At 42.8% G+C, this 17,950-nt stretch carries 15 protein-coding genes and 1 other annotated feature; of the genes, 8 read left to right on the forward strand and 7 right to left on the reverse strand.

The window, feature by feature from the left end; all coding sequences use genetic code 11:
• Positions 1-12: 12 nt before the first annotated feature.
• The 6 genes from KJS58_RS00280 to KJS58_RS00305 form a co-directional block, all read right to left on the reverse strand.
• Entirely contained in the window at positions 13-2,739 is a 2,727-nt protein-coding gene (locus tag KJS58_RS00280; protein WP_213529488.1) for an S-layer homology domain-containing protein, read from the reverse strand.
• Positions 2,740-2,814: 75 nt separating this feature from the next.
• Complete coding sequence (locus tag KJS58_RS00285; RefSeq protein WP_213529490.1) at positions 2,815-3,486, reverse strand: GerMN domain-containing protein; 672 nt, start codon at positions 3,484-3,486, stop codon at positions 2,815-2,817.
• A 24-nt stretch (positions 3,487-3,510) separates the two neighbouring features.
• Entirely contained in the window at positions 3,511-4,905 is a 1,395-nt protein-coding gene (locus KJS58_RS00290; RefSeq protein ID WP_213529492.1) for an N-acetylmuramoyl-L-alanine amidase family protein, read from the reverse strand.
• Between the two features lie 327 nt (positions 4,906-5,232).
• The gene (leuD, locus tag KJS58_RS00295; protein ID WP_213529494.1) at positions 5,233-5,835 is read right to left on the reverse strand and encodes a 3-isopropylmalate dehydratase small subunit; all 603 of its coding nucleotides are present in this window, start codon (positions 5,833-5,835) and stop codon (positions 5,233-5,235) included.
• A gap of 20 nt (positions 5,836-5,855) precedes the next feature.
• The gene (leuC, locus tag KJS58_RS00300; RefSeq protein ID WP_160031986.1) at positions 5,856-7,277 is read right to left on the reverse strand and encodes a 3-isopropylmalate dehydratase large subunit; all 1,422 of its coding nucleotides are present in this window, start codon (positions 7,275-7,277) and stop codon (positions 5,856-5,858) included.
• Positions 7,278-7,526: 249 nt separating this feature from the next.
• Positions 7,527-7,877, reverse strand: coding sequence for a DUF3889 domain-containing protein (locus tag KJS58_RS00305; RefSeq protein WP_213529496.1), 351 nt, complete (start codon positions 7,875-7,877; stop codon positions 7,527-7,529).
• A 193-nt stretch (positions 7,878-8,070) separates the two neighbouring features.
• Between KJS58_RS00305 and KJS58_RS00310 the strand changes: the two genes are divergently transcribed.
• Positions 8,071-8,991 (forward strand): LysR family transcriptional regulator, encoded by a 921-nt coding sequence (locus tag KJS58_RS00310; protein ID WP_213529498.1) that lies wholly within the window; start codon positions 8,071-8,073, stop codon positions 8,989-8,991.
• A gap of 381 nt (positions 8,992-9,372) precedes the next feature.
• Here KJS58_RS00310 and KJS58_RS00315 read toward each other — a convergent pair whose 3' ends face one another.
• Positions 9,373-10,221, reverse strand: a complete 849-nt coding sequence (locus KJS58_RS00315; RefSeq protein ID WP_213529500.1) for a carbon-nitrogen family hydrolase — start codon at positions 10,219-10,221, stop codon at positions 9,373-9,375.
• A gap of 171 nt (positions 10,222-10,392) precedes the next feature.
• Between KJS58_RS00315 and KJS58_RS00320 the strand changes: the two genes are divergently transcribed.
• From KJS58_RS00320 to KJS58_RS00350, 7 genes are all read left to right on the forward strand, one after another.
• A complete protein-coding gene (locus KJS58_RS00320; RefSeq protein WP_213529501.1) occupies positions 10,393-11,598 on the forward strand; it encodes a pyridoxal phosphate-dependent aminotransferase in 1,206 nt (401 codons plus the stop codon).
• A gap of 76 nt (positions 11,599-11,674) precedes the next feature.
• Positions 11,675-11,892 (forward strand) — a binding site (T-box leader).
• A gap of 144 nt (positions 11,893-12,036) precedes the next feature.
• Positions 12,037-13,143 (forward strand): glutamate 5-kinase, encoded by a 1,107-nt coding sequence (gene proB / locus KJS58_RS00325; RefSeq protein ID WP_213530222.1) that lies wholly within the window; start codon positions 12,037-12,039, stop codon positions 13,141-13,143.
• Between the two features lie 58 nt (positions 13,144-13,201).
• Positions 13,202-14,449, forward strand: a complete 1,248-nt coding sequence (locus KJS58_RS00330; protein WP_213529503.1) for a glutamate-5-semialdehyde dehydrogenase — start codon at positions 13,202-13,204, stop codon at positions 14,447-14,449.
• Between the two features lie 30 nt (positions 14,450-14,479).
• Complete coding sequence (gene proC, locus KJS58_RS00335; RefSeq protein WP_213529505.1) at positions 14,480-15,340, forward strand: pyrroline-5-carboxylate reductase; 861 nt, start codon at positions 14,480-14,482, stop codon at positions 15,338-15,340.
• Positions 15,337-16,557, forward strand: coding sequence for a 2,3-diketo-5-methylthiopentyl-1-phosphate enolase (locus KJS58_RS00340; RefSeq protein WP_213529507.1), 1,221 nt, complete (start codon positions 15,337-15,339; stop codon positions 16,555-16,557). The genes proC and KJS58_RS00340 overlap by 4 nt, the downstream gene beginning before the upstream one ends.
• The gene (locus KJS58_RS00345) at positions 16,558-17,232 is read left to right on the forward strand and encodes a 2-hydroxy-3-keto-5-methylthiopentenyl-1-phosphate phosphatase (protein WP_213529509.1); all 675 of its coding nucleotides are present in this window, start codon (positions 16,558-16,560) and stop codon (positions 17,230-17,232) included.
• Positions 17,229-17,873 carry a methylthioribulose 1-phosphate dehydratase gene (locus KJS58_RS00350; protein WP_213529510.1) on the forward strand — a complete coding sequence of 215 codons (645 nt, stop codon included), beginning with the start codon at positions 17,229-17,231 and terminating at the stop codon, positions 17,871-17,873. Before KJS58_RS00345 ends, KJS58_RS00350 begins: the two co-directional genes overlap by 4 nt.
• Positions 17,874-17,950 lie beyond the last annotated feature (77 nt).

Genomic DNA, 17,950 nt, shown 5'->3' on the forward strand with positions numbered 1-17,950 from the left:
TTAAAGAAATGACTACGGTTTGGAAATCTCAACTACTACGTTATTGAGCAGATACAATACAATATTATCATTATCTTTGAGAGATTGCACGCTCAAAGTACTATCACCTTGATGAATGTAAACATTCGGTGACAATTGAAAGCGATAGTTAGTGTCTGTCGTAGAAGTACGTTTCACTTGTAGTTCATTGGTAGACGCACTATATGTCCAAAATGCTTTGGATACAGGTGAAAGCACATGAAAAACGGGTGTTCCATCTGCATCTTTGGTCAAGATAACATGATCAGCTGTAGTAAGCGAACTAAGTGTGGTAGACGTACTGCCATTCTTAACTACTTTCACCTTACTCGTATTCACAGATTCACTAGAACCCGAAGCAGTCTTATAAGTTACTGTATTTCCACTGATGCTGCTAATTTCGCCCCATGTTTGTTTTACAACTTGGATGGACTGCGGCGTATTGCCATCAAAAGATACATTGATAAGCGAACCTAATTTTAGATCAGCTGGTTTCAACGCTGCTCCATTATCGCCTGTAATGGATAGTTTGTCTACATAAATTTGGCTTGTAGCTCCATCTTTTTTCACCTCAGCACGGTAGGTAGACAAATTCAGTGATTGCAGTTCAAATTGCACTGCGGATTTCACATAAATTTTACTAATAACGTCCTGATTTGCACCTAGCATAGCTGTAATCTGATCGCCTGCTTTTACATCAGACAAGGAAGCACTGCTCTTCCCATATAACTCAACAGAAGGAGTTGTTTGATAAGGCAAAGTGATGCTTTCACCATTCGTCTGAAGCAGTTTCACGTTCTTCGCGCTTGTACTCAGTTCCGTAACTGTTCCTTCATACTTGTAAACGATCGACAAAGACAAAGCGCGTGTCCCGATGGTATTAAGGTTCACTTTACGGCCATCTGTCAGATAAGGTTCAATACCTGCCAGCGTTGGAGACGTTGTATTGTACTCGAGTTTTGTTTTTTCATCAAGTGTAAACACCTGAGGTTTCTTGTTCGCGTCAAGTACGGTAAGTAGTTTCGTTTTATTGTTGTATGAAACAACCGTAGCCAAATTCACTCGTTCCATTTGGCGATTGAGCACTTCAATCTTAGTAACCTCTTCATTACTATTCAGTGTAATTTCTACTACATCACCTGATTTTCCATCTGCCAGCAGATCGCTGATGATCGGCTGCTCTATTCCACTGATTACAATCTGAGGATTTGAAGCCAGGATCTTCACTTCTAGTGAGCCGCCATCTCTCATATAAGTAACCGTCGAATGATTTGCACCAAGCTCATACAGAGTACCTCGCACCGTACGTTCTACACCTGCTGTAATTTCAATCGATTGAGCGATACTATCTTTAATTGTATATTTCACTGCGGTTCCGATCTTCAACTCAGATAGAGCTACGATCTCATTTTGATATCTAATCACACTAATTCCATCTTGAATTTTGAGTACATCGATTGTCCCAGAGTCGTTCACCACGGTAACTGTTTTAGATGTTGGATCAACCGATTGAACTTTACCCGTAGCTGTCTTATTTACCACGCCAGATTTCACACGAACAGCAACTGGATTTTTTTGTGCAGTAAACGTTTCTCTCTGAATCTCTATAACACTTCCCGCAGTTAAGTCTGCGGCTTTAATTACATTTCCATTTTGATCGTAGAATACCGTTTTATCTGTGAATGTGTATTCTTGATACGTATCTCCGGCAAATAACCATAGTTTGTTTCCAGACAGACGTTCAAAGCTGCCTTCTACGGATTCCGTCTTCGGTGTATTATCTAAGCTCTCTACATAAGTTGCCGTTTGGTTTTTACCGGCTACCATGACTTCGCTGTATAATGCAATGTCAGCCGCAGTAATCTTCAGCTCCGAAGCACTCGTAAAGAAAGGCGTATTTGCATTTCTTGTGAATGTTACATATGTACTGCCGGTGTACAAGGTTATTTTGCTGTCAGTCAGTTCGGTTATGTATCCCTTGTATTGTCCTGCATAAGAATAATCTTTGTATCCCCCGCCACGACTAAAGAACGTCGCTAACTGAGCACGAGTTACATTTCCCTGTGGATTGAATTTATTGCCTGATATTCCCTGGGCAATATTCAAATCAACCGCTACACTTACGTAGCCTTTCACACCATCCGATATTTTGTCATTATCCGCAAAATCGGTAGGCGCATTTCCTGCTGCCTTCGCTTCTGCTTCTTTATCGATGGCTCTAATTAACAACTTTGTAATCCATTCACGAGAAGCTTTTTTCTCTCCCCAAGTCCCTTTATCAATCTTTACTTTTGCTTCTTCTTTCTCATCAACTAGATCGAGATCAAATGCTAAGGAAACATAGGATTTAAAATAATTGCTTGTTGAAATACCTGTGGGAAGTTTTGCTTTATCAGCGGCAGGAAGCTCTGATTCTCTATTCACAAATCGAATAGCCATCGTAATCGCTTCTTGCTGGGTTACTGCATCACCTGGTCTAAACAATCCGTTGTTACCTAGAAGAATATTCTGTGAAGCTAACTTGTAAATATGCTTTTCTGCCCAATACCCGCTTTTTACATCACTGAACATACCTGTTGCCGCTTTAGCCGTAACAGAAACGGGAGCTGTTTCAGCTCCCGCTACTCCTGCGTAGGCACTAAGCGCCATCAGGCTGGCGAGCATGGCAGATACCATTTTTTTAGAAGGAATGGAATTGATATTGCTAGGTTTGAAAGTCAAAGTAATTTCTCCTCTCTTATATGCACATCAAATCTTTTGCCATGTCGGCAGCCGAACAAACGATTGTCCTGCTCCCTATTCTTTTGTCATGGGGTGTTCAAGTTCAACATGTCCCATCAAGCTTTCTTTCTGTTCACCATCGACGAGTAGTTCAAGGGAGGTAACCTCTTCGAACTGGAAGAAGGTTTGTTTAAGAGCATCAAGTGCAAATTGTTCTCCGCCCGAACCAAGATTAGCAGTTGCTGGAATTTTAAGATCAAGGGTAATCTTTCCGCCATCCACTTCGAGTTTATTTATTGTAATCTCTTCGGACCAAAGAGGAATTAATTCCTCACTATCACTTTTCTGTAGTGCTTTGAAAGCCGACTCATATTTACTCCAGTCCGTTTTAAAGGTGATCTCACCTTTTGTTTCTTTTAATTCCAACTGTTCGGGGTCTGTGTAAAAGAGTGTGATCGTTTCTTGCTTGTTCTCTTCAGAAGGAGTTGTTGCCCCGCCGTTCGCTTGTCCCTCCGTTGTACCCCCAGTAACAGGAGTACCCTCTGGATCCCCGTTTGTCACATCATCACCCGGTTCTTCTGTATTAACGGGATCTTCAGTCGGTTGTAAATTATCTACCCCCGATTCTCCTGCACCGTTGCCTTGCTGCCCGGATGGAGCTAACGGAGGTTTGTCGGCTCCACAAGCCGTTACTACCAAAAGCATTGCTGCAAGAAGAGTGATCATCCACCACTTTTTATTGTTCATTAGTCAAATCCCCCTTCATTTCTCTTATTTCACGTTTAAGTATTCCTTCATGCCTTTAACAACACCTTCAGCAACTCGGTTCTGGAATGTTTCATTAAAAAGAGCTGCTTCGTCATTTTTGTTGGATAGGAATCCAACCTCTAGCAAAATAGCGGGCATTGTTGTATCACGGATAACTGCAAAGTTTCCTGTTTTTACGCCGCGGTCTTTTAGTCCTGCCGCCTGTACCATATATTTGTGGACAGTGCTTGCAAGAGATTTACTGTTTGCACGATAGTAATAGGTTTCAGAACCCGTCGCAGCAGCCGGTCCACTATTCGCATGAATAGATAGGAAAAGATCTGCCTTCGCTTTATTCGCTAGACTTACACGTTCAGATAGTTTAAGGAAATTGTCATCATCCCGCGTCATAATGACTTTAATAGCCGACTCTTTTTTCAATAGTTGTTCAATTTTCAGTGCAAGGGATAGATTAAAATCCTTTTCTCTCTTGCCTGTTACACCAATAGCACCTGGATCTTGATCCCCATGACCTGCATCAATGACCACCGTTTTCTTCACAGTTGGTGTCGGCGTTGTTTCTCCTCCGCTTGTGTTAAACGTTACGGTAATGAGACCTGCTGAGGTTGTTGAGAGCTTGTACGTCATGGCTTTGCTCAGATCCACTACGACACGAACGGTCGATGGACTTTCACTAAAGAGGGAGTATCTTACTTTTTCCACACCTGGATAGCCATCCACAATGATCTGTCCTGCTGTACTTTTTGTCAGATCAAGCGCTTGTGTCCCTTCAAAAAGACTGCTGAATTCCGAATGAGGAATATCAACGACAACCCGATTTGGTGAAGTCATTGCGAAGGCAGAAGGTACAGCTCCTCCGCTTGTTGCGATCATTAGTTTACTGTCTGAAAAGCTGATCCCATTCACCTGAGTTAAATCGGATTCATTACCAGCAGCGGGCGGCTGGATCGTTTCACCGCCAGATCCGCTATTTTGAGATACAAGATAAACGGACTTCGTTTGGTTGTTCCAACTCACTTTCATTCCCATTGCCTCTGCAATAAAACGAATCGGAACAAGCGTCGTCCCTTTTTTAATCATAGGAGCCATATCGAGACTAATTTTGGAACCGTCAACGGTGGCAGTTTTTTTCCCTACTACCATTTTTATTACTTTTTCATCTTGAATTATAGTAACCGTCTTCGTCTTCTGTTCCCAACCGACGCTGTATCCTAGTTTTTCTGAGACGACACGAATAGGTATCATGACTTTGTTACTGATGAGCTCAGCACTTGCACCAGAAGATAAACTTACCTGACTACCATCGAGATAAATCTTGATGTTGGCGGCTGCTTGTCCATATCCAGGAAATAACCATACAAAACAGAGCAACGCAACCAAAATTTTTAACTTTTTCATCCTTCACCCTTCCAATTCTGTATTATTTCGCTCTAGTAAACATTTGCTAATAAATTAGCTAAATTTACTAATAACTTAATAATAGACGAGAGAAAAGTGTGAAAGTTGCGAATTATCGCCTCTTTTTTTGAAATAATGAGGGAAATCATCCAGTCTTACTGTAACATTTTAGCATATTTCTTAACATTTTCCGATAAAAATATTAAAATTGTCTTTTGTTAGTTGCACTTTTAATAGAGAATAATTGAAATTGATTCAGTTCACGAAAAATAAAAAAAAAGATCTGAGGATCACATGGACCATCAAATCTTTTCTCTGTTTTGAAATTTAGCTGAACAAAATGGAAGAGTGCTTGTTTTCATACTCCGAAATGGCATCTGCATGCTGTAAAGTCAAACCGATATCATCAAGCCCTTGCAAAAGGAACTGTCTTCGGTGCTCATCTAGATCAAAATGAATCTCTAATCCGTAGGCATCCGTAATCGTTTTATTCTCTAAATCAATGTTTAACTGATAGCCATCATGCTGACTTGTACGTTGAAATAGATCTTCGACTTGTTCTTCTGACAATTTGATCGGAAGAATTCCATTTTTGAAACAGTTATTATAGAAAATATCTGCAAAAGAAGGGGCAATGACAGAGCGAAATCCAAAGTCCATAATAGCCCACGGCGCATGTTCACGAGAAGAACCACATCCAAAGTTAGCTCGGGAAAGGAGAACTGAAGCTCCCTTGTATTCCGGCTGATTCAATGAAAATGAAGTGATCTCATTGCCTTCTTGGTCAAATCTCCATTCGTAAAATAAAAATTGTCCAAATCCTGTACGCTCAATTCGTTTCAAAAACTGTTTTGGGATAATCGCATCTGTATCCACGTTTACCCGGTCAACGGGTGCTACAATACCTGTTAATTTAGTAAAAGCCTCCATGTTAATAGCTCCTCTCCGCGTTAGTTCGCAACTTCTGATTTCAGTTTCCAATCTCTAACATCTACAAAACGTCCTTTAATTGCTGCTGCTGCTGCCATTGCTGGCGATACCAAATGAGTCCGTCCACCTCGGCCTTGACGACCTTCAAAGTTACGGTTAGATGTTGAGGCACACCGTTGTCCGGGTTGAAGCACATCTGGATTCATAGCAAGACACATACTGCATCCCGCTTCACGCCATTCAAAACCAGCCTCTATAAATACTTTATCCAGTCCTTCTTCTTCTGCCTGGATTTTCACTCGGCCTGAACCGGGTACAACAATTGCGGTAACACGATCAGATACTTTGTATCCTTTCGCGATATCGGCTGCTGCCCGAAGGTCTTCAATACGGCCATTTGTACAAGATCCAATAAATACATAATCAATCTCAATATCAGCCATCGGAGTTCCTGGGATAAGTCCCATATATTCAATTGCTTTTTCAGCAGCTTTACGTTCGTTTTCCGTCGGAAGTTCAGCTGGAACTGGAACACGAGAGGAAATATCTGTTCCCATACCAGGGCTTGTTCCCCAGGTTACTTGTGGAATAAGTGACTCTACATCAAACTCCAGAACCGTATCAAATTCTGCTCCTTCGTCCGTTGTAAGTTCATCCCATCTAAGTTTAGCAGCTTCAAAATCCGTGTCTTTCGGTACATACTGACGACCTTTAAGATAATTATAAGTCGTTTCATCTGGAGCGATCATTCCTGCTCTTGCTCCACCTTCAATCGACATGTTACATACGGTCATACGTTCTTCCATGCTGAGAGAACGAATGGCTTCTCCTGTATACTCGATAACATACCCTGTAGCAAAATCGGTACCGTATTTAGCGATAACACCCAAAATCATATCTTTAGCCGTTACGCCTGGTTTACGCTGGCCGACAAAGCGAACTTCCATTGTCTTTGCTTTTGCTTGCTGTAAACACTGGGTAGCTAGTACGTGTTCTACTTCACTCGTTCCAATACCAAAGGCAAGTGCACCAAATGCACCATGTGTGGAAGTGTGACTATCACCGCATACAATTGTTTTTCCAGGATGAGTTAAACCGAGTTCAGGGCCCATTACGTGAACGACCCCTTGATCGAGGGTATCTAGGTCATACAGCTTAACGCCAAATTCACGACAGTTTGCAGAGAGGGTATCAATCTGCTGTTTTGAGATCGGATCCGTAATATTATAACGATCTTTCGTCGGTACATTATGGTCCATCGTAGCAAAAGTAAGCTCAGGGCGGCGAACCTTGCGTCCGCTGAGACGCAGACCCTCAAATGCTTGCGGAGAGGTAACTTCATGAACGAGGTGCAAATCAATATAGAGAATGCTTGGCTTTCCTTCTTCTTGCGTAATCACATGATTATCCCAAATCTTTTCGAACATCGTCTTTTTGCTCATTATATTCACCTCAGCTAAATTTTCGTTCTCAATTTAGAAGGACATCACATGCCGCTTCTATTAATGAACTCAATATAGCATGAGAAATACATATTGTTCCAAGATATAAAAACTATAGAACTGATAGGATTACCCTATAGACTATTTCGTGGTGCCATGCACAAATTCCATAGGTTAAGTGAAAAGTGCATCTTATAGGAACTTTGCACCATCACTTAACCTTGGTATTCATAAATTTGCTCCGCACCGCTAATGAATAGCTGTAAAATCAACATTTAATAATTCATCGGTTTGCGGGTTAAATCGGACCGTGACCTCAACCGTCAATTCCTTATTATCTTTTTGTATTAATAGACGAAATTTCTCTTCCGCTATAGATTCCGAAATAACGGTTCTTCCCATGTGAGCATAATCCTTCACAGGAGCACCATACTTGGTCTCGGCTTTCTTTACAGCAATGACACCCCACTTTGCATAAGCAGGTTCAGCATGAGCAGCAGGCATCTGATACGGAAACCATATGCTTGAGGAACATAGAATGAGCAGGAGTGAGCCTGCAGCAACCCTTCTCTTTATTTTACTGGTAAGTGAATTTTTCAAAGGTTAAGCATCTCCTTCTTTTATTCTCTTTATAGAGATTTCATGTCCTTCTCATTATTCAACAATGACTAGCACGCTATGCGCTTATTGTTCATTTCAATAAATTAGATATCTCATTAAAGGAAAAACCTATATACTAAAAACAGAATATTTCTAGGATATGTATTTTCTTATAAACATGAGGTGAATCATTATGGAACTTAGACAATTACAATATGCGCTTCAAATTGCAGCAGAAAAAAACTTTTCAAGAGCTGCTGAAAAGCTTCACATTGCTCAGCCCTCCCTAAGTCAACAGTTGTCTAAGCTTGAGAAAGAATTGGGGGTTTTACTTTTCCAGCGCAACACTAGTTCTGTGGAGTTAACTCATGCAGGTGCTTCTTTTGTATCCAAAGCAAGTGACATCCTTGATGCTGTTGAACTTCTTAAGCAAGAGATGTCGGATATCTCTCAGCTTCGTAAAGGAAAAGTCATTGTTGGGAGTATGCCGATTACAGGCTCCCATCTGTTGCCGCATGTCCTTCCTACTTTTCGTGAAAATTATCCTGATATCGAAATCACTTTGCTAGAGGACTCTTCTATGAATCTTGAAAAATTAACAGCCAGCGGCAAAAGTGATCTCAGCTTGTTATCCCTTCCTCTTCAAGAGCCTTCCCTATCTTACATCGAGATTGGCGAAGAAAGGATTGATCTAGCCGTACCTAAAGATCATCCCCTCGCACTCCGTGATCCAGCTTCTTCGTCTCAAGTGAGGTTAGAAGAACTCGCGGAAGAATCTTTTGTGGTACTAAAAAAAGGCCAGGGTTTTCGCAAACTGACCTTCGACTTGTGCCAAGCAGCGGGATTTGAACCAAAAGTGGTGTTCGAGAGCAATAACATGGAAACCGTACAATCGCTTGTGGCTACAGGCATGGGAATCACTCTTGTCCCGAGGTTTATCGCAAGGGCGCCGCGCAGTGAATTTATTCCTGTATACCTGCCAATTGAAGATACTCCTAGTCGCACACTCGTTATAGCTTACCGTAAAGGCCGCTATCTTTCCGGAGCTGCGGAAGCTTTTATAGAGACCTTTCGATCAACGATTAAGGAAATGTCTACCGAATGGGAAAAATGAACACAAAAGCAGCCCGGATCATCCGGGCTGCTTTCGCTGTCTTTTTACAGTAATTATTCACTACTTCAAGAAGGACCAAATATACTTTGTACGCTTACGCTTTACTGTTTCACATGTTTGTTAGGTTCATGCATTGGAATCCAGCCTGCTTGACTTACCTGTTTCCAGTCTCGGTCAGTCTCTGGGGGGAGATAAATCTCCGTCTCTGCTTTCTAGAAAAGGTCTTTCTCTGTCATCCCTCACATACTTGTGAACTTGTCGCCTGAGTTTCTCTTCCAAATGGTTAGCCTTACGGTCATCCATGGTGATCATCTCCTTTTGGTGACGGGATATTATCTATTAACCTTCTACCTAGGGTTTGAAACAATTCATTCCACTTTTTTAAGAAAAATAAAGGTTTGGTCTGCGATCTTCAAAAACCGGAATTCTTCCACGTACTTCGTCTACCAGGGCCGGATCAATCGTACCCGTAAGAATCTCCTCTTGATCTCCACCTTCAGTTACAATTTCCCCCCACGGGTCAATGATCATGGAGTGTCCAAAAAAAGACGTATCTTTACTAACGCCAACACGATTGCAGGATACCACATACATCTGATTCTCAATTGCTCTGGCCATAAGTAAGGTTCGCCAGTGATGCAAACGTGGATGCGGCCATTCCGCCGGCACAAATAACACCTTTGCCCCAGCTAAGGCAAGCGTCCTTCCAAGTTCAGGAAAACGGATGTCATAGCAAATCGAAGCTCCGGCAGTCCAGTTACCGTCAAAACTGAAAGTAATCGGCTCTTCTCCGGATGCAAGGTACTTCTCTTCATCCATAAGCCTAAATAAGTGCATTTTTGCATAACGTGCTACTTCTTTTCCTTCTTTATTAAATACGTACATACTGTTATAAATCTTTCCATCCACGATTTCAGAAATAGAACCTGCCACAATATTCACTTTATATCGAGCAGCATATTCTTGCAGCCACTCTCGTTCCCTCTTTCCATGCTCGTCAGCCAGTTCATGAATCTCTGTAAGTGCATATCCTGTGTTCCACATCTCAGGCAGTACAATGATATCCGTATTCGGACTCTTCTTCATCGCCTGCTCTATAAGCTCCTGCATATGTTTACGGTTAACATCTGGCTTTCCAATCTGAATATCACTCTGAAGCAGTACAATCTGAACGGATGAATTTTCCGCTTTTTCCGATACATCACTAATCTCACGATTCAAGTTTGTCATCATCTATTCTCCTTTTACACTTCAACCAGATTCATATAAAATAAGTTCATCCTATCATAGACGTTTTCTTCCAAATCATACAAGTCATCTATGCGAATTCCATCTATACAGCTAGGAAAAATCATGATAGATTTATAATACTTTTTACTATGATGAAACCGGAGTGATGAAATGAACTCTTCTCATGTTCAGCCTGCAAAGTCCAGATTTACGATCGAACCTGCTGAGATTATGAATCATCTGCCTACTCAGTTTTTTGCTACGCTTGTTCAGGATGTAAACCGTGAGATCATGGCAGGACATGATGTCATTAATCTGGGACAAGGAAATCCCGATAGACCTACTCCAAAGCATATCGTATCTTCCTTGCAAGAAGCAGCGGATAATCCGCTTTATCATAAATATTCACCATTTAGCGGCTTTCCCTTTCTAAAAGAAGCGATTGCTCACCGTTATAAAGAGGATTATGGTGTTCAGCTCGATCCTGAAACGGAAGTAGCCATTTTGTTTGGAGGAAAAACAGGGCTTGTAGAACTTCCACAAGTTCTACTTAATCCCGGGGATGTGTGTCTCGTCCCCGACCCTGGTTATCCTGATTACTGGTCCGGAGTCGCTCTTGCCAAGGCAGAAATGTCATTTATGCCGCTGCTTGCGTCTAATGACTTCCTACCTGATTACAGTGCGATTTCAGAGCAAGATGCCAATAAAGCAAAACTGATGTTTCTCAATTATCCGAATAACCCGACAGCTGCCATTGCTCCAAGCTCTTTCTATGAAGATACGGTAGAATTCGCGGCTAAGCATGGTATTGTTGTTGCAAGTGATTTTGCCTATGGCGCTATTGGTTTTGACGGACATCGTCCTATCAGTTTTTTAGAGACACCCGGAGCCAAAGAAGTAGGCGTTGAATTCTACACTTTATCCAAAACCTATAATATGGCAGGATGGAGAGTTGGTTTTGCTCTCGGAAATGCTGAGATTATTAAACTTATTAATCAACTACAAGACCATATGTATGTAAGCTTATTCGGAGGCATTCAGGCAGCCGCGCAGACGGCACTGACTTCTTCTCAGCATTGTGTAACTGAGCTTGTGGCCCGCTATGAATCTCGGCGAAATGCGCTATATAGTGAACTCGAAAATATAGGGTACAACGCTAAAAAACCAGGCGGTTCCTTTTTTAGCTGGCTTCCTGTGCCTAAAGGCTATACTTCCGCTTCGTTCGCTGACCTTCTGCTTCGAGAGGCAAAAGTAGCTGTAGCACCAGGCATTGGTTTTGGACATCACGGGGAAGGATACGTCCGCGTAGGACTGCTGAGTGATGAAGAAAGACTGCGGGAAGCAGCGAGACGAATCGGAAAGCTCGGGTTGTTTTAGGAATACTACAAAATCTACGCTTATTTCTCTTTGCAACGGTCTATCTTCCGTGGTATCCTATCTGTAATTTAAAATCGCAAACGTGTTGACGGGACCAGTAAGAAACCTCCTCCGTGTTCAGAGAGTAAATTCCAGAGGCTGAAAGAATTTACCACGGACATTTCTGAAACCTACCCCTGAGCGGCCTAACTAAGAAAACAGGACGTTTCCCTTAACGTTATAAGGTCTACGAGTTGGATGATCTAGATCATCAACAAAGGTGGTACCGCGGAAGATTTAACTTTCGTCCTTTGCATTACAAGGACGAAAGTTTTTTTGTTTTTCTAAAAGAACCACTTTCATACTATCTGCCGTTGCATCAATGAAGAGTATATTTATTTTCAAATTCATTAAATAAATCATGAAATTCATTCAGTTAAAAAGGAAGTGAATACAGGCGTGTCTTCTCGCATTGTTATTAAAATTGGAAGCAGTTCTTTAACCACCGACACAGGCTCATTACATAAAGAAGCCGTTGCATTCTTCGCAGCTGAGATTGCTGCACTCCACGCCGAAGGCCATGAAGTTCTTCTTGTCACTTCTGGAGCAGTCGCTGCTGGATTCGGTCACATTGGATACACATCCCGGCCCAAGCTGCTTCATGAAAAACAAGCGGCTGCGGCTGTAGGGCAGGCTCTTCTTATGCAAGCATATCAACAAGCTTTTGCGGGTCATGAAATCAAGACAGCACAAATCCTGCTGACAAGAACCGATTTCCTAAACCGCAAACGGATGGGAAATGCCATCATGACGATTGATGAGCTGTTAAAACAGCGAGTGATCCCTATCATCAACGAAAATGATACAGTATCTGTTGACGAGCTGAAATTCGGGGATAACGATATGCTGTCAGCGCTTGTAGCTGGATTTATTAAAGCGAGTAAGCTCCTCATTTTAACGGATACCGATGGACTATATACTGCTGACCCCCGGAAACAGGCCGATGCAGTCAAATATGACCGAATTGATGAAATTACGGATGAAATCTATGCGATTGCTGGCGGAAGCGGTTCTGCCGTCGGAACAGGCGGTATGCGTTCCAAAGTTGATGCAGCCAAGGTTGCTACTAGAGGCGGAGTCCCCGTCTTTGTAGGGCGTGTCCTGGAACAGGGGGACATGAAAGCAGCTTTTTATGATAGAGGAAAAGGTACCTATTTTGATACACGCCTAAATTCTCTGCCTCGTAAAAAACAGTGGCTTGGATTCATGTCATCCCCACTCGGCTCTGTACAGGTCGACCTAGGAGCAGAAAAGGCATTGCTTCACGACGGTCACAGCCTGCTCCCTGTAGGGGTACAAGAAGTCCAAGGTCATTTCCAAGCCGGTGATGTCATCGAAGTTATTAATGTAACAGGTGATATCATCGGACGCGGTATCGTAAATTACGATGAAGAACAACTGCGCATGATTAGAGGACTTTCAAGTCAGGAAGTTCTCAAAAAACTTGAAGGAAACATGAGTCGTTTGGAAGTGGTTCATCGAGATGAATGGATTACACTGAAATAACGGATGAATGTTCCCATAAACTTTTTCTACTTAAAATTACCTAAAGGAGTGAATTTCAATGAGTGAAGTACAAACAAAAGCATTAGAGGCTAAGGAAACGACCGCAATACTAGCAAGTCTATCCTCTGACGTTAAAAACGCAGCCCTTCTTGTCATGGCAGATGCACTGATTCAGGAGCAGTCTTCTATAATTGAAGCCAACAAGCTCGATCTTGCACGTGGTGAGGAAAACGGTACTCCTGCTGCTATGCTTGATCGCCTCAGCCTAAATGAAGAACGGATTCACAGTATTTCAGAAGGACTTCGGCAGATTGCTGAGCTGAATGATCCTATTGGAGACATTCTCGAAGTCATTCATCGCCCTAATGGTCTTCGCATCGAAAAGGAACGCGTTCCGCTTGGACTGATTGGAATCATTTACGAAGCAAGACCCAATGTTACGGTAGATGCAATTGGACTAAGCCTCAAGACGGGAAATGCTGTGGTGCTGCGGGGCGGCTCCTCTGCTCTTTCATCAAACCAAAAGATCGTAGAAGTATTAAAACAGGCGCTCAAATCTACTCCGGTTCCATCTGAAGCGATCCAGCTGATTGAAGATTCAAATCGTGCTTCAGTAAATGAAATGTTAAAATGCAAAGGTCTGCTTGATGTCATTATTCCACGAGGCGGCGCCTCTCTCATTCAAAATGTAGTTGAAAATGCGACGGTTCCTGTTATTGAAACGGGTGCTGGAATCTGCCATACCTATATTGCAGCGGACGCTGATGAGCAAATGGCTACCGATATTGCTCTTAATGCAAAAGTGCAACGTCCATCAGTATGCAACTCGATGGAGACACTTTTAATTCATAAGGATTATGGAAATGAGAAAATTGTAAAGCTGGCGGAAGCATTTCAAAACTCTTCTGTTGAGCTTCGCGGTTGCCCTTCCTTTGTTAAGCTTGTTCCATGGGCTGTACCCGCTACTTTGGCTGATTACAGTACGGAATATAACGATTATGTACTTAATGTGCGGATCGTTAATGATCTAGGGGAAGCGCTGGGTCATATCGCACAGTATAGTACGATGCACTCCGAGTGTATTGTCACTGAGGATGAGGCTACCGCGGCGAAGTTCATGCAACAGGTAGACGCAGCAGCAGTCTATCACAATGCATCAACACGTTTTACGGATGGTTTTGAATTTGGTTATGGTGCAGAAATCGGAATTAGCACGCAAAAACTGCATGCGCGCGGACCTATGGGTCTTCCTGCACTAACCTCAACAAAATATCGTATTTACGGAACTGGACAAATCAGACAATAAAATTACAGTGGGTCAGGAGGAATTAGATCTATGAGCGGAATTCGTACACTCATTCAGAAAAAAGTAGCTTTTTACGGAGCTGGGTCCATGGCAGAAGCCATTGCAAGAGGGCTCATATCAAGGGGTGTACTCTCTCCTTCCTCCATCACCATGATGAACCGCAGCAATAAAGAACGACTTCAGGAACTTGAAAATAAATATGGAGTCATTACGGCACGTGAAACGGTTGCCAAAGAAGATGTGCTGCAAACGACCGATGTCATTGTCCTCTCGATGAAACCCAAAGATGCAGCGGAAGCCCTCCGTTATCTAGGTCCGCTTCTATCCCCAGGACAACTCGTGGTGTCGGTTATAGCCGGAATGACCATAGAAACAATGCAGACGCTTCTAGGCAAAAAACATCCGGTTGTTCGCACGATGCCAAATACGTCCAGTACAATTGGACTTGGTGCAACCGGAATCGCTTTTTCAGAAGAAGTTAGTGATGAAGAGCAACAGTTAGTCCGTACTTTATTTGAAGCCGTAGGCATTGTCACGATCGTCGATGAATCTACAATAGAAACCTTAACTGGAATCTCGGGAAGCGGGCCTGCCTACATCTATTACATGATGGAAGCTTTGATCGAAGCTGGTGTAAGGGGCGGACTTACTTCAGAGCAAGCTCGTGATTTAACGGTTCAGACGGTACTTGGTGCGGCTCGAATGGTGCAGCAAACCGGTGAAAGTCCGCAAGATTTACGCAAAAAAGTAACTTCCCCTAATGGATCAACGGAGGCGGCTATTGGCGTGTTAGCTAAAGGCCATTTCAAAGAGACTGTCATTGCTGCGGTGGATCGCTGTGCAGAACGTTCACGCGAAATGGGTAATGCCTTGAAGGAGGAAATCAATTGAGTTATTGTACAGCAACGTACCGGATTTACGATGATAAAGCGAATTTCCACAAAAAAGCAGAGTCCATTGCCGTTGGTATGACGGTGGGAAGCTGGACAGAATTACCGGAAGCAAAAAGAGACGCAATGAAATTACATTTAGGACAAGTGCTTGAAGTTAAGGTCCATGAACCTGAAAATGCGAAGTCCGGAGAACGCTACGGAGATGTAACGATCGCTTATCCCGATATTAACTTCAGCAAGGACATTCCGGCACTGCTCGTTACCGTATTTGGAAAAATATCAATGGACGGCAAAATTAAGCTCATGCAGCTTGGTTTCTCTGATGCTTTTGCCTCCCATTTCCCTGGTCCAAAGTTTGGTATACAAGGCGTACGGGATCTTCTAGGTGTACCGAATCGTCCGCTTTTGATGAGTATTTTTAAATCCGTTATCGGTCTCAATGCTTCTGAACTGCGCGAACAATTCTTGCGCCAGGCACTTGGCGGTGTAGATTTAATTAAAGATGATGAAATTCTTTTTGAGAATGAACTGACTCCCATTGAAAAACGAGTAGAAGTATGTATTCGGGCTGCGGAAGAAGCAAGTAAAGAAACCGGGAAAAAGTTACTTTATGCGACGAATCTCACCGGTCCGACTTCCCGTCTACATGAGCAAGCTCGAAAAGCGATTGACGCAGGTGCTAACGCTCTTCTCTTTAATGTACTATCTTACGGGTATGACGTCCTGCACGAACTGAGTAAAGATCCAGAGATTACAGTACCGATCATGGCCCATCCAGCCCTTGCCGGTGCCTATTATCCTTCTCCTTATCACGGTATCTCTGCTTCCGTCCTGCTGGGTCAGCTCATGCGTCTTGCGGGGGCAGATCTTGTCCTTTTCCCTTCACCTTACGGTTCAGTAACGATGCCGCGGGAAGAAAATATGGGAATTAAAGAGCAGCTGTTAACCTCAGCACTGCCAGTAAAACAAAGTATGCCTGTACCGTCTGCGGGCATCCATCCTGGGCTTGTTCCGCTGATCTTACAAGATTTCGGTACGGATGTCATTGTTAATGCAGGCGGTGGAATTCACGGTCATCCGATGGGTACAGAAGCCGGAGGACGTGCATTTGTTCAAGCTATTGAAGCAGCACAGCAAGGGATTTCACTTTCAGACTATGCTTCTGCCCATCCTGAACTTGCAAGTGCCCTGCAGCTTTGGGGAGGAGAAAAATAAGTGAGTAAAAAAACAGTCATATTCTGCGATTTTGACGGAACGATTACGCTATCCGATAATATCGTAGCCATCATGAAGCATTTTCAGCCTGCCGGTTATGAGCCGATTATGAAAGATATAGTCGATCAGAAAATTTCTTTACAGCAAGGGGTAAGCGCACTGTTCGGTCTCATTCCTTCTAAGCAAAAGAATGAAGTGATCGAGTTTGTTCTTGGGCAAGCAGGAATTAGGGATGGCTTTGCCGAGTTCCTTAGCTATGTACGTAAAGAAGGTATCGAGTTTTATGTAACGAGCGGCGGAATGGATTTCTTTATTGATCCCCTGCTTGCTCCATTTGGAATTCCAAAGGATCATGTTTATTGTAACCGTGCTGATTTTACGGGAGATCATATTCAGATCCTGTGGCCTCATCCTTGTAAAGCCCCATGTACGAATGATTGTGGAATGTGTAAAGCAACTATTATGCGTAATTTCGATCCTAATTCTTATGAACGTATACTCATCGGTGACAGTCTCACCGACTTCCAAGGTGCTAAAATTGCTGACCTAGTGTATTCTCGTTCGATCTTAACGAAGAAATGTGAAGAACTGCAGGTTCCTCACGTACCGTTTACTACTTTCTTCGATATTTTAAAAGACTTACAATCGAAACGCGCTCAGGAGGCAGTAAAATGACTTTTTCAGATATCACCACAGAAGAAAAAAACCGTGTTCTCTCCGAACTAGCCGATGTAAAAGATGACTTTGCAAAAAGAGGCTGGTTTCCCGGCACCAGCGGAAATCTTTCCATGCGTGTTGGAGATTTTGATGCTGAACAGTTCCATTTTGCAGTTACCGCCAGCGGTAAAGATAAAGCAGCTCGCACACCCGAAGACTTCCTCTTTGTAGATAAGGATGGAAAAGCTTGCGAAACAACGAGCTTAAAACCGAGTGCGGAAACATTAATTCACTGCGAAATTTATCGCTTAACTGGATGCGGGGCAGTCTTTCATGTACATACCGTGTTCAATAACCTGATCAGTGAATATTACGGGGATCAAGGTCATGTACCTATCCAAGGGATCGAACTGATTAAAGCTTTTAATATCTGGGAAGAGAATGCTGTTATTGAGGTGCCTGTTCTTCCTAACTATGCGCATATTCCTTCCATTGCCGAGCTGGTACCTGGTGTGCTTCAAGAGAAAGTTCCTGGGATTCTTCTTCGCAATCACGGCATTTATGTATGGGGAAAGAACGCGTTTGAAGCGAGAAAGCATCTTGAGGCGTTTGAATTTTTATTTGAAGTGATGTACCGCGGACTTTTACTTAAAAAATAAAGCATAGAAAAAACCGTAGAAACGCCTAATTCGGCAAATCTACGGTTTTTTAATATCTCTTTCATATCTCTCTCATA

Origin of the sequence: Paenibacillus sp. J45TS6, from assembly GCF_018403285.1 — a bacterium.
GTDB lineage: Bacteria > Bacillota > Bacilli > Paenibacillales > Paenibacillaceae > Paenibacillus.

Excerpts from the sequence above, each read along its gene's own strand:
- leuC (WP_160031986.1), bottom strand. The coding sequence starts at position 7,277 with ATGAGCAAAAAGACGATGTTCGAAAAGATTTGGGATAATCATGTGATT.
- KJS58_RS00290 (WP_213529492.1), bottom strand. The coding sequence starts at position 4,905 with ATGAAAAAGTTAAAAATTTTGGTTGCGTTGCTCTGTTTTGTATGGTTA.
- KJS58_RS00330 (WP_213529503.1), top strand. The coding sequence starts at position 13,202 with ATGAGTGAAGTACAAACAAAAGCATTAGAGGCTAAGGAAACGACCGCA.
- KJS58_RS00350 (WP_213529510.1), top strand. The coding sequence starts at position 17,229 with ATGACTTTTTCAGATATCACCACAGAAGAAAAAAACCGTGTTCTCTCC.
- leuD (WP_213529494.1), bottom strand. The coding sequence starts at position 5,835 with ATGGAGGCTTTTACTAAATTAACAGGTATTGTAGCACCCGTTGACCGG.
- proC (WP_213529505.1), top strand. The coding sequence starts at position 14,480 with ATGAGCGGAATTCGTACACTCATTCAGAAAAAAGTAGCTTTTTACGGA.
- KJS58_RS00315 (WP_213529500.1), bottom strand. The coding sequence starts at position 10,221 with ATGACAAACTTGAATCGTGAGATTAGTGATGTATCGGAAAAAGCGGAA.
- KJS58_RS00310 (WP_213529498.1), top strand. The coding sequence starts at position 8,071 with ATGGAACTTAGACAATTACAATATGCGCTTCAAATTGCAGCAGAAAAA.
- KJS58_RS00285 (WP_213529490.1), bottom strand. The coding sequence starts at position 3,486 with ATGAACAATAAAAAGTGGTGGATGATCACTCTTCTTGCAGCAATGCTT.
- KJS58_RS00320 (WP_213529501.1), top strand. The coding sequence starts at position 10,393 with ATGAACTCTTCTCATGTTCAGCCTGCAAAGTCCAGATTTACGATCGAA.